Raw genomic sequence first — 11,951 nt, 5'->3', positions numbered from 1 at the left:
ATGACCAAACTCAACAGCGTCTCCGACGCGATCATCCGCTCCATTGAATCCGGCGACCTGCGTGAAGGCGACCGCCTGCCGTCGGAAGGCGAGCTGGCCGCGATCCATGGCGTGAGCGTCGGGACCATCCAGAAGGCGCTGATCCGTTTGACGCACTCGGGACTGATCACGCGCGAGCAGGGCCGCGGCACCTTCGTATCCGGCACGCGCGTGGCGCCCGCCGATGTCCGCTACCTGCGCTTTCGCGATGAAGACGGGAACGAGCTGCCGTCCTACGTCCACGCGCGTTCGGTGAAGCGCATCAAGCGCAAGGGCCCGTGGTCGGACTTCCTCGAAGGCGACGGCTACGTGCGCATCGAGCGCGTGATCAATGTCGGCGGCCGCTTCGACCTGTACAGCGAATTCTGGCTGCGCGAGGAAGACTTCGCGCAACTGGGCGGCCTGGACCGCGAAGCGCTGGAGAAGAACCTGCGCGAGCTGATCGGCCAGCGCCTGTCGCTGCCGACGTTGCGCGTGGACCAGTGGATCCGCTTCGGGCAAGCGCCGGCGACGGCTGCGCGCGAGCTGGGGCTCGACGCCGAAGCGCCCGCCTTCATCATGGAAATGCGCGGCTACACACTGCGCGACCAGCCGCTCTATTACCAGTCGGTCTACGCCGCCCCGTTCACCGAGCGGCTGATGATCGTACGGGAGAAATCTTCATGACCAGTCGATGGAGCGCCCAACACCTGGAGCGCTGGACCTCCGCGGTATTCGAATCTTGCGGCGTGGCGCCGGAGCATGCCGTCGAGGCCGCCGCCGCGCTCGTGCGCAGCGAACTGCGCGGCTACAAGACGCATGGCATGACGCGCGTGCCGTCCTATGTCGAGCGCCTGCGCGCCGGTGACTTCAACCCGCGCGCCGCACTGTCGCACCGTACTTTCCCGGGCGGCATCGTGCTGGATGCCGACGGGGCCATGGGCCAGGTCGCCGGGCCGCAAGCCGTGCGACTGGGCCTCGAAGCGCTGGAATCTAGTGCCAGCGTACTGGTTGCCGTGCAGTCGTGCGGCCATCTGGGGGCGCTGGGCATTCACGCGCTGCTCGCGGCAGAAGCCGGCGCGTTCTGCATCGTCGGACAGCGCACGCCGCCGGTGCTCGGCATGGAAGGTTTTGCCCGCCCGGCCATCGGGCACAATCCCATCGCCTTCGGCTGTCCGCTGCCGGGCCAGGCACCGATCGTGTTCGACGTGGCCTGCAGCGTCGCCGCACGCGGCCACATTCTGCTCGCCGCGCGTGAAGGCGAGCCCATTCCGCAAGGCTGGGCGCTGGACGCCGACGGCCAGCCGACCACCGATGCGCAGCGCGCGCTGGCCGGCTCGCTGTTGCCGACCGGCGGCCACAAGGGCATGGGCATCGCCATGATGGTCGAATGCCTGGCAGGCGCGCTGTCCGCTACCGCAGGCTCGCTGGCCCCCGAGCGCAACAGCGTCGGCAGCGGCGGCGCGGTCGGACGCCAGGGGGGTTTTGTCTGGCTGGTGCGCCCCGAAGCCTTTGCCGGCCAGGACCTGTTCGCCGACTACATGGCGCAGTGGACTGGCAACTATCTCGCTGCCGGTGGCCGCGACGCAAGGCTGCCAGGCCACCGCGGCGACACGCTCGAACGCGAGGGTCGCGAGCGCGGCATTGCCCTGCCCGATGCCATCGCCCGCGAACTGGGCGAACTTGGCCGGACCTTGGCCATCCCGTTCCCGGCCTAGCCGGATCCGCGACGACATCAACGATATCCGGGCCACCGGCAGACGCTGGCCGCCCCTACCCCCCACTACACAGGCTGAATCCGTCCCATGAACGCCCCAATACTCCCCGACGACGCCCGTAAGGCCATGGAGGCCGTGTCGATCGACGACAAATACGCACTCGAATCCGGCCGCGCCTTCATGAGCGGCGTGCAGGCACTGGTGCGCCTGCCGCTGCTCCAGCGCCGGCGCGATGCGCTGGCTGGCCACAACACCGCGGCGTTCATTTCCGGCTACCGCGGATCGCCGCTCGGCAACTATGACCAGGCCATGTGGCAAGCCAGGAAATACCTGGCCGACAACCATGTGGTGTTCAAGCCCGGCGTCAACGAGGAACTCGGCGTGACCGCCGTGTGGGGTTCGCAGCAGCTCGACTTCGACGCGGACAGCAAGAAGTACGACGGCGTGTTCGGCATCTGGTATGGCAAGGGCCCCGGCGTCGACCGCAGCGGCGATGCGCTCAAGCATGCCAACCTCGCCGGCACGTCGCGGCTCGGCGGCGTGATCGCGCTCGCCGGCGACGACCACGTGTCCAAGAGCAGCACGCTGGCGCACCAGAGCGACCACACCCTGATCGCCTGCGGCCTGCCGGTGTTCTTTCCGTCGAACGTGCAGGACATCCTGGACCTGGGGGTGCACGCGTTCGCCATGAGCCGCTTCAGCGGCCTGTGGGCCGGCATGAAGACCGTGCAGGAGGTGGTGGAATCCGGTTCATCGGTGGTCACCGACTCGGACCGGGTCCGCATCCTGCTGCCGGAAGACTTCGCCATGCCCGAAGGCGGCCTGCATATCCGCTGGCCGGATGACCCGCTAGCCGCCGAGGCGCGCATGATGGAGTTCAAGTGGCCCGCGGCACTCGCCTACGTGCGCGCCAACCGCCTGAACCGCAACGTGGTGGAAGGCCCGAATGACCGCTTCGGCATCATCGCCAGCGGCAAGGCCTACAGCGATACGCGGCAGGCACTGCTCGACCTGGGTCTCGATGACGCCACCTGCCGCGCGCTCGGCATCCGCGTCCATAAGGTCAGCGTGGTGTGGCCACTGGAATCGCTCAGCGTGCGCGAGTTCGCGCATGACCTGCGCGAAGTACTGGTCGTGGAGGAAAAGCGCTCGCTCGTCGAACAGCAACTGAAGGACGAGCTGTACCACTACCCCGAACAGGCTCGCCCCGCCGTGTTCGGCAAGTACCGCCACACTGAAGGTACGGGCGGTGAATGGAGCCACACGCGGCCGGCCGAAGACTGGCTGCTGCGCGCCAAGGCCGACCTGTCGCCGGCGCTGGTCGCCAAGGCCATCGCGCAGCGCCTCAAGGCACTGGGCGTGCCCCCCGACGTGGCCGCGCGCATGGACGTGCGCCTGAAGGAAATCGAGTCTAAGGAACGCGCCACCGCGCAGGGCGATGCGCGCGGCACCGACCGCCTGCCATGGTTCTGCCCGGGCTGCCCGCACAACACCAGCACGAAGGTTCCGGAAGGCTCTGTTGCCACGGCCGGCATCGGCTGCCACGGCATGGTGGTGTGGATGGATCGTTCTACCACCTCCTGGTCGCAGATGGGCGGCGAGGGCGTGCATTGGATGGGCCAGTCGCCGTTCAGCAAGCGCAACCATATGTTCGCCAACCTTGGCGACGGGACCTACAACCACTCCGGCCTGCTGGCGGTGCGCCAGTCGATCCACGCCGGCGTGAACATGACCTACAAGATCCTGTTCAACAGCGCCGTCGCCATGACGGGCGGCCAGCCGGTGGACGGGCAGCTCGACGTACCCGCGATGTCGCGCGAGCTGCACGCCGAGGGCGTCCGCCAGATCGTGGTCGTCACGGATGAGCCGGAGAAGTACCAAGGCGTCACCAACCTGGCAACGGGCGTCACCGTGCGCCACCGCGACGACCTCGATACCGTGCAACGCGAACTGCGCGAAGTCAGCGGCGTGACGGCGATCATCTACGACCAGACCTGCGCGACCAAGAAGCGCCGCGAACGCAAGCGCGGCACCATGGCCGATCCCGACAAGCGCGTGGTCATCAACGAACTCGTGTGCGAAGGTTGCGGCGACTGCTCGGTGGAAAGCAATTGCCTGGCCGTGCAGCCGGTGGAGACCGAGTTCGGCCGCAAGCGCAAGGTGAACCAGGACACCTGCAACAAGGACTTCTCGTGCACCAAGGGCTTCTGCCCGAGCTTCGTCACCGTTGAGGGCGGCAAGCTGAAGAAGCCGTCGACCGGCGGCAAGACCCAACCGTTGCCGACCGATATCCCGCTGCCCGTGTTGCCGGAAGCGGCCCGCATCGTCGTGGCCGGCATCGGCGGCACCGGCATCGTGACCATCGGCGGCGTGCTGGGCATGGCCGCGCACCTGGAAGGCAAGGGCGTGATCACGCAGGACGCCACCGGCATGGCGCAGATGGGCGGATCGACCTGGAGCCACATCCAGATCGCCGCGAGCCCCGATGCCCTGCATGCGAGCCGCGTCGACATGGCCATGGCCGACCTGGTGATCGCCTGCGACACGGTGGTGGCCGCCAGCAAGGCAACCATTGCGGCCATGTCGCCGCAGCGCACCTATGTCGTGCTCAACAGCCATGTGACTCCGACCGCGGCCTTCGTAAGCAATCCGGACTGGGACCCGCAGACCGAGGACGCCGTGGGCCGCATCGCGCAGGCCGTCGGCCAAGGCCAGGTCGGCAGGTTCGACGCCGAGCAGGTGGCGAAGCAGGTGATGGGCCAGTCGATCTACGCGAACCTGATGATGCTTGGCTACGCCTGGCAGAAGGGCCGCGTGCCGCTGTCGCATGCCGCGCTGATGCGCGCGATCGAACTCAACGGCGTGCAGGTCGACAGCAACAAGGCCGCGTTCGAATGGGGCCGGCTGTGCGCGCACGACATGTCGCGGGTCCCGGCCGGCCACGCCAATGCGCAAGTCATCCAGTTCGTGCGCAAGCCGACGCTGGGCGATCTGCTGACCCGGCACGTCGAGTTCCTCACCGACTACCAGAACCGCGCCTATGCCGCGCAGTACGAAGCCCTCATCGACCGCGTCTGGAGCGCCGAGTCCGTCACCGGCGGCACCCGCCTCACCGAGACCGTGGCGCGCTCGCTGTTCAAGCTGATGGCCTACAAGGACGAGTACGAAGTGGCGCGCCTGCACACCGGCGCGGCGTTCCGCAAGCAGATCGAGTCGATGTTCGAAGGTGACTTCCGCCTGGTGTACCACCTGGCGCCGCCGCTCCTCGCGAGGAAGAACGAGAAGGGTGAACTCGTCAAGGGAACGTATGGCCCGTGGATGCGCACCGCGTTCGGCGTGCTGGCCCGCTGCAAGGGCCTGCGCGGCACCGCGCTGGACCCGTTCGGCTATACCGCCGAGCGCCGGGAAGAGCGCGCGCTGATCACCGAATACCGCCGAAGCATAGAAGCCCTGCTGCCGAAGCTTTCCGCGCAGAACCTGGAGTTGGCGCTGGAGATCGCGCGGCTGCCGATGGACATCCGCGGCTATGGCCACGTCAAGGCACGCAACCTCGCGGCCACCCGCACGCGTTGGGAACGATTGATGGCGCAGTGGGCGAGCAGTGAAGTCCGCAGCAAAGAGACCAAGCCGACCGTGGCAGCCTGAACCAGACTGATGTAGCGAGGCCCCGCTGCATGGCGGCGATGGGGACCACCAGACACCAAGAGAGGAGACAAGTCATGACATCCGTACTGCACCGCGTCGGCCGTACCTTGGGCGCCGTTGCGCTCGCTGCCTGTGCCGCCAGCGCCCTGGCCCAGGGCGGCTACCCGAACCACCCGGTCCGAATCATCGTGCCCTGGCCGGCAGGCGGGGGCGTCGACACCGTCACCCGCACCGTGGCCGAGAAGCTGACCGCGAGCCTGGGCCAGCAGTTCGTGGTCGACAACCGTCCCGGCGCGACCGGCAATATCGGGGCCGGCATGGGCGCCAAGGCCACTCCCGATGGCTACACGCTGCTGGTCGCCAGCGCGCCGATGGCCATCAACGCCAGCCTGCAGAAGAACCTGCCGTTCGACCTGAGCAAGGACTTCGCGCCGCTCGGTCTGATGGCGAGTTCGCCTTACATGCTGGTGGTCAATCCCGCCGCCGCGGGCTCGGTGAAGGAACTCGTCGCCCGTGCGAAGGCAGAGCCCGGCAAGCTCAGCTACGCGTCGGTGGGGCCCGGCACGCAGCAGAACATCGTCAGTGAAGTCTTCAAGGAGGCGGCCCGCGTCGATATCGTCCACGCGCCATACAAGGGCGGCCCGCAGGCGCTCACCGACATGGTCGGCGGCCATATCCACATGATGTTCCACGGCGTGCCGGCGGTGATGCCGTTCGTGAAGGGCGGCCAGCTCAAGGGCATTGCCGTGGCCAGCAAGCAGCGCCTGCCGCTGTTCCCGGAGATTCCAACCATGGCGGAAGCGGGCTTCCCCGGCATCGAGGCGAGCGAATGGTACGGGCTGGTTGCACCGGCCGGCACGCCAAAGGAAATCGTCGCGCTGCTGGGCAAAGAGATCGAGAAAGCGCTCAATGCGCCAGGCGTGCGCCAGCAGTTGGTCAGCAAGGGGTATGAACCGGCCAACAGCACCTCGCCCGCCCAGTTCGCGACGTTTATGGCCGCCGAGCAGAAGAAATGGGCGCTGGCGGTCAGGCAGACGGGATTCCGGCTGGAATAATGCACTGGTGCGCCACCGCTCACCGGGCGGGGCGCGGACAAGACATCGGCGCGGCCGCTGCCGCGAAGGCCGTCCCGTACGGCTACGCCCTGCTGGTAGCGACCACGCCAATGATCATGTCGTGTGATCGTGAGTTGAGCGGCGGGCTTGTCGAGGAGCGGCTTAAGCCATTAGCGGGGACCGTGTTCAACTGGCGCCGACTTCGTTCGTGAGCGACTTGCCGCTTTCGAACTCCGTCACGCTACGCAAGGTTGTTTCGCAAATGGTCGTCACCGCCTCTCGCGTGAGGAAGGCTTGGTGCCCGGTCACGATCACGTTTGGAAAGGTGATTAGCTGCTGCAGCACAGAGTCGTCGACGATGGTTCCGGACAGGTCGCGGAAGAACAGGTCCGCCTCCTGCTCGTACACGTCGATCGCCAGCCCGCCGAGATGCCCGCTCCTGAGCGCTTCGATGACTGCCTCCGTGTCGATTAGCCCGCCGCGGCTAGTGTTGATCAGCAAGGCTCCCGGCTTGGCGCGCGACAGGGTTTCGGCGTTGATGATGTGATGGGTCTCGGGCGTCAGCGGGCAGTGCAGCGAGATGCAGTCCGCGCTTGCGCCGATTTCCCCCTCGTCCGCGTAGCGTCCGCCAAGGGCCTCGAATTCCTGGGACGGGTACTTGTCGTAGCCGATCACGTTGCAACCGAACCCGACCATGATTTTTGCAAACACGCGCCCGATCTTGCCGGTGCCGATCACGGCCACGGTCTTGCCGCACAGGTCGAAGCCCATCAGGCCTTCAAGCGAGAAATTGAAGTCCCGCGTGCGGTTGTAGGCCCGGTGGATCTTGCGGTTGACCGCCATCAGCAGGGCCGCCGCGTGTTCGGCGACCGCGTTGGGCGAGTAGTCGACCACGCGCACGACCTTGATCCCGAGCGCCTGCGCGGCTTTCAGGTCGACGTTGTTGAAGCCCGTGCAGCGCAGCGCGACCAGCCTGGTGCCGCCGCGGCCAAGCGCTTCCAGCACGGTCGCATCGGCCCGGTCATTGACGAAGATGCACACGGCGCCGTGGCCTGCGGCGAGGCCCACCGTCTCGCTGTCCAGGGAAACTTCGAAGTACTTGAGCTGATGGCCTTCGGCCGCATTAGCGGCATCGAGATGTTGACGATCGTAGGACTTTGCGCTGAATACGGCGATTTCCATGATGTGTCTCCGCGGCGAATCGCATGGCGCGCTTCGCCCAGGTTGCCCTGCACTATCCGCCAGCCAGTGTGGCGGCGACCTGTACGAACAGGATTTTCACGATGGTCATTGACGGGAAGATCATCGAGTAGCCGAGGTCGGGCCGGTCGGTGGGCGCGACGCGGTTGGCAAATGCAAGGATGGCGGGATTTCCGGTCGCGCCGCAGATCACGCCCACCGCCAGGTCGAACGGCAGCCTGAAGACCCAGAGGCAGAAAATCGCAGTAATCAGCAGCAGGGCAAGCAGAATCACCACGCCATAGATCAGAAAGGACACCCCTGTCACGCCGATGGTGGCGAAGAACTTCGGCCCGGATGCAATGCCCACCTGTGCGAGGAAGATGGTCAGCCCGAAGTTGCGCAGGACCAGGTTGGCCGACAGCGGCATGGTCCAGACGAACGGCCCGAGACGGCGCAGCCGGCCGAGCACGAGGGCAACCAGCAGCAGCGCGGCGAGCCCCAGCGCCAGCGTGCCGACGCCGGGAATCGGCACCGGGATCAGCCCGACCAGCAGCCCGAGCGCCGCGCCGATGCCGATCGAGATAAAGCTCAGCTCGGCGGTGCCCTTGATGGAGTCGCCGAACAGCGCGCGAATCGGCTTCATGTGGGCGCGATTGACCAGCAGGCCGACGCGGTCACCGAACTCGAGGGTGAGGTCATCGCGGGGCATCAGGTCCGCATCGCCGCGCCGCACATGGGCGATCGAGCAGACCATGCCTTCGGGAAAACGGATATCGCGCAGCGTGCGCCCGACCACGAGCCGGCTTGAGGCGAACACGCGCATATAGTCCAGGTCTTCGCGATGGCTTGTCATGCGGCCTGGCTGCAGTTCTCCGCACAGCGAGGTGGCCTCACGCAGCAAGGCCGGGTCGGTGGCGGTCGCGAGCAGCACGTCGTTGGCCTGCAGGACCAGGTCGTCGGCGGACGGGTGGTTGTGGTGGGCGCGACGCACGGCGGCAATCGCTACTCCTTCCGGCAGGCGCGCTACCACCTCCGACAGCCGCACGCCGATAAACGCCGGGTTGGTCAGCGCAATCTCGGCGGTTTCGATCAGCTTTGGTGGCGGCCGCACGATATTCGGCTTGAGCAGCGCGGTGAGGGCATACAGAAACAGGATCGGCCCTGCCACGCCGACCGGGTACGCGACGCTGTAGCCCACCGCGGCGCCGTCGCTCTTCATCGCCGTCATCGCGGCCTGCAGGCTTGCCGTACTGGTGCCCGCGCCGGCGAACATGCCTAGCGACTCGTCGAGCTTCACGCCGACCAGCGGCACCAGCGCAACCGCGACCAGTCCGGAGCCAACCACGCCAAGGACCGCAGCGGCGTTGGCCTTGATGCCATCGGGGCTGGTCAGGCCCTTAAAGAACTGCTCTCCGTACTGGATCCCAATGCCATAGAGAAAGAGCAGCAGCCCCAGCGTGCCAAGGATGGCAGGCGGCGCGGCCTTGGGCGCGAACCCGCCGATCGCCAGCCCCACGAACAGCACCGCGCCCGAACCGAGTGACACACCCTTGATATTGATCTCGCCGATGACATAGCCCAGTGCAACCGTGAGGAACAGCGTGAGCAGCGGCTGGGTTTCGAGCAATGTCCGGACTGCATCCATGGCAGCTCCTTTCTGATGCCTGCGAGCATGGCGGGCGGACCTGGCCGGTCCTGGAGCGCTACCTGGCCGCAGCCGGCTGTACGGACACTGCAACGGCCTCGGTATAGACCGCTTCGACACGGTCGCCCTTCTGGATGCCGTTGAGGCGTGTCGGATCCCCTACCAGCAGGACCATGGTGCGTCCCTTTGGCCCCTTCAGGGTGACGGACCTGGCGCTGGTGTCGAAAGCGACGACCTCTGCCGTGACGGTCACTTCCCGGCCGACGGTGCCGCCCGGCTTTGCTCCCGGCGCAGCGCGCTCCGAGATCTGGCGCTCATGCATGGCAAGCGGACCACTGCTCTTCTTGAGGCTCATGGTCAGCGCTTCCCTGTACTCGACCGTGACAGTGTCGCCGACCTTGAGCTGCTCGAAGTTCCTGGCCTCCGGCCCCACGACGAGATCCCTGGTCTTGCCGTCGCCGGATTTCAGCCGGACCGTCCGCGTCGGCGCATCGATCCTGGTGATCGTGGCGGTGAGCTTGGCGGTGCCGGTCGCAGTCGCCCCTTCAGGGGACTGCGTGACGTCCACGCGGGTTTCGGGTTGCGCCCATGTTGCCGTGGTTGCCAGCAGCATTGCCGCCGCGGTCAGTAGTGTCTTGCTTTTCATGCCATCCTCCGTTTTCTGATCGGGCCCCGATGTGCGTCTTGTTCTGAACTCTAACGTTAGCCCCGGACGCATCAGAACTGAATCTTTTCGGATGACGAGATAAGAAAAATTTCCGGCCAACGGATGCGTCCGCCTTAACTAACCTGACGTCACGGTCGGCGTGTCTCCTGTGCGGGCTTTACTGAGACAGTTCACTTGAACCGCAGAGTGAGTACTTCAATTGCACGGAGTACCTGGGAGAGAGATTCCATCAATGGTTTTCCCACGACAGAAATCACGGGGCGTAGTGGCAACGTCCTCTAGGTCCAGCTCTCGGTCGAGGGGCAGTTTGCCGATTTTAGTGCAGCAAGAGCGAAACTCCGTCGAAAGTGCCGGAGTATTCATCATGGCGGGAGAATCGACGGCGGGTTGCTGAGGTGTCCGGCCACTCTTGGCCGCCGAGGGCTGGGCGGGTTGTTCAGATGCCGGGCCACTCTTTCTCGCCGGAGCAGTCTTCGCTGGCTGTCCGGTTGGCGGGACATTCCCCGTCGCCGGACGAACCCTTGCAGGTGGCTCGGGTGGCGGGGCGATTTTTGTCGCAGAAGATGGTTGGACAGGTGGTTCTGGGTTCGGGCCTGTCGACGCAGGAGAGACGCATTGGCCCAGTTGGCAAATGCGCTCGCCCTTGCATTGCATGTCATGTTCGCATCCAACTGCACCGGCGTGCGGCGCAGTCCCCGTGGCGAGTGACAGGGCGAGGAGCAAGCCTGGCGCTTTCATCTTCAGCTTCGCCTCCTCCTCTACGTTCGGTGACTGGCACGCTGCTCGACCCTGGCGCAAGTCAGACTGGACCATTTCGTAGTCTTAGGGCCATGCGGCGGGCGACACTCCTAGTATGGAATGTTCAAACAGTGAGCGCCACCCGAGCTGCGAGTGGGCGAGTTGCGGCAACGCCCGCCGCCAGACAGCCCGCGCCAGTGCGACGGCGTCGGCACATGTCCTCTTCAGGACAGCGCATGCGTATTGCGATGCCGGATGGCCTCATGGCGCATCGCGTAATGCCATCCCAGGTCGGCTATCGGCCCGGCCTTTCGGCCAGTCTCGACGGCATCCGCGGCGGCAGCGTTGCCTTGTCGCGCTCGCTCTGCGATACCAAACATAATGGCGGCCAGCCTGAACAGGTTGTAGGCGATGTAGAAGTCCCAGTGTTCGATACCCGCAGTGCCGTTGGCTTCGGCATACCACTGCAAATATGTCTGTTCGCTCGGGATACCGAGGCCTGCGAAGTCGAGATCGGCGATACCGCGCCACAGCGATGAAGGGATGTGCCAGCTCAGGCAATGATAGGCAAAGTCAACGAGCGGATGTCCCAGCGCGGACAACTCCCAGTCCAGCACCCCGATGACCCGGGGCTCGCTGGGGTGGAAGACCAGATTGTCAAGGCGGAAGTCGCCATGGACGAGACGCGTCTCCTCGCCCGCGGGGATGTTCCTTGGGAGCCAGCTCATCAGCGCTTGCATGGCGGAACTTTCGAGCGCGCCGGTGGCACGGCTCTGGCGCGTCCATCCGGCAATCTGACGCGCCAGGTAGTTACCGACAGGGCTGTAGTCGGCCAGGCCTGCCGCCCGGACATCGATGCGATGCAGCGCTGCCATCACCCGATTCATCTCCGCGTAGATGGCCCTGCGCTCGGCGCTTTGCATTCCCGGCAACGACTGGTCCACCATTACCCTGCCATCGAGGTACTCCATCAGGTAGAACGGGCTGCCAACCACGGACAGGTCTTCGCTGTACAGGTACACGGCGGGGACGGGCACATTACTGGCCTGGAGCGCGCTCATGACCCGAAACTCGCGGTCGATGGCGTGCGCCCTGGCCTGGATGTGCCCGGCAGGCTTCATCCGCAGCACGTAGCGGTGTGCACCGGAGGAGACCAGGAAAGTCGGATTGGACTGGCCACCGGTAAGCCGGGTGGCAGCAAGCGATGCCTGGTCGATCAGCCCGCGCGCAAGGAGCAGCCGGGCCAGCGCGTCCCAGTTGCGGTGAGTCGTATCGTTCATTGG

General features: G+C 65.9%; 8 protein-coding genes. 4 read left to right on the top strand and 4 right to left on the bottom strand.

What is annotated here, in order from left to right:
- The 4 genes from MKD38_RS10195 (at position 1) to MKD38_RS10180 (ending at position 6,436) form a co-directional block, all read left to right on the top strand.
- The gene (locus tag MKD38_RS10195) at positions 1 to 705 is read left to right on the top strand and encodes a GntR family transcriptional regulator (RefSeq protein WP_252676453.1); all 705 of its coding nucleotides are present in this window, start codon (positions 1 to 3) and stop codon (positions 703 to 705) included.
- Positions 702 to 1,736, top strand: a complete 1,035-nt coding sequence (locus MKD38_RS10190; protein WP_252676451.1) for an Ldh family oxidoreductase — start codon at positions 702 to 704, stop codon at positions 1,734 to 1,736. Before MKD38_RS10195 ends, MKD38_RS10190 begins: the two co-directional genes overlap by 4 nt.
- 87 nt (positions 1,737 to 1,823) lie before the next feature.
- Positions 1,824 to 5,381: an indolepyruvate ferredoxin oxidoreductase family protein gene (locus MKD38_RS10185; protein ID WP_252676449.1), complete on the top strand. Its 3,558-nt coding sequence runs from the start codon at positions 1,824 to 1,826 to the stop codon at positions 5,379 to 5,381.
- Positions 5,382 to 5,455: 74 nt separating this feature from the next.
- Positions 5,456 to 6,436: a tripartite tricarboxylate transporter substrate binding protein gene (locus MKD38_RS10180; protein ID WP_252676447.1), complete on the top strand. Its 981-nt coding sequence runs from the start codon at positions 5,456 to 5,458 to the stop codon at positions 6,434 to 6,436.
- 186 nt (positions 6,437 to 6,622) lie between these two features.
- Here MKD38_RS10180 and MKD38_RS10175 read toward each other — a convergent pair whose 3' ends face one another.
- The 4 genes from MKD38_RS10175 to MKD38_RS10160 form a co-directional block, all read right to left on the bottom strand.
- Positions 6,623 to 7,618: a 2-hydroxyacid dehydrogenase gene (locus MKD38_RS10175; RefSeq protein ID WP_252676445.1), complete on the bottom strand. Its 996-nt coding sequence runs from the start codon at positions 7,616 to 7,618 to the stop codon at positions 6,623 to 6,625.
- A 52-nt stretch (positions 7,619 to 7,670) separates the two neighbouring features.
- A complete protein-coding gene (locus MKD38_RS10170) occupies positions 7,671 to 9,263 on the bottom strand; it encodes an aspartate:alanine exchanger family transporter (protein ID WP_252676443.1) in 1,593 nt (530 codons plus the stop codon).
- 58 nt (positions 9,264 to 9,321) lie between these two features.
- Positions 9,322 to 9,909, bottom strand: coding sequence for a hypothetical protein (locus MKD38_RS10165; protein WP_252676441.1), 588 nt, complete (start codon positions 9,907 to 9,909; stop codon positions 9,322 to 9,324).
- Positions 9,910 to 10,892: 983 nt separating this feature from the next.
- Complete coding sequence (locus MKD38_RS10160) at positions 10,893 to 11,948, bottom strand: phosphotransferase family protein (protein WP_115699789.1); 1,056 nt, start codon at positions 11,946 to 11,948, stop codon at positions 10,893 to 10,895.
- Between the last annotated feature and the right edge of the window lie 3 nt (positions 11,949 to 11,951).

It is taken from the genome of Cupriavidus sp. WGlv3, assembly GCF_023952475.1.
Taxonomy (GTDB): domain Bacteria; phylum Pseudomonadota; class Gammaproteobacteria; order Burkholderiales; family Burkholderiaceae; genus Cupriavidus; species Cupriavidus phytorum.
Note: the sequence above shows the minus strand (reverse complement) of the source record. Positions and strands in the feature narration are given on the sequence as shown.

Coding starts and splice junctions, on each gene's coding strand:
- MKD38_RS10195 (WP_252676453.1), top strand. CDS start 1: ATGACCAAACTCAACAGCGTCTCCGACGCGATCATCCGCTCCATTGAA.
- MKD38_RS10190 (WP_252676451.1), top strand. CDS start 702: ATGACCAGTCGATGGAGCGCCCAACACCTGGAGCGCTGGACCTCCGCG.
- MKD38_RS10185 (WP_252676449.1), top strand. CDS start 1,824: ATGAACGCCCCAATACTCCCCGACGACGCCCGTAAGGCCATGGAGGCC.
- MKD38_RS10180 (WP_252676447.1), top strand. CDS start 5,456: ATGACATCCGTACTGCACCGCGTCGGCCGTACCTTGGGCGCCGTTGCG.
- MKD38_RS10175 (WP_252676445.1), bottom strand. CDS start 7,618: ATGGAAATCGCCGTATTCAGCGCAAAGTCCTACGATCGTCAACATCTC.
- MKD38_RS10170 (WP_252676443.1), bottom strand. CDS start 9,263: ATGGATGCAGTCCGGACATTGCTCGAAACCCAGCCGCTGCTCACGCTG.
- MKD38_RS10165 (WP_252676441.1), bottom strand. CDS start 9,909: ATGAAAAGCAAGACACTACTGACCGCGGCGGCAATGCTGCTGGCAACC.
- MKD38_RS10160 (WP_115699789.1), bottom strand. CDS start 11,948: ATGAACGATACGACTCACCGCAACTGGGACGCGCTGGCCCGGCTGCTC.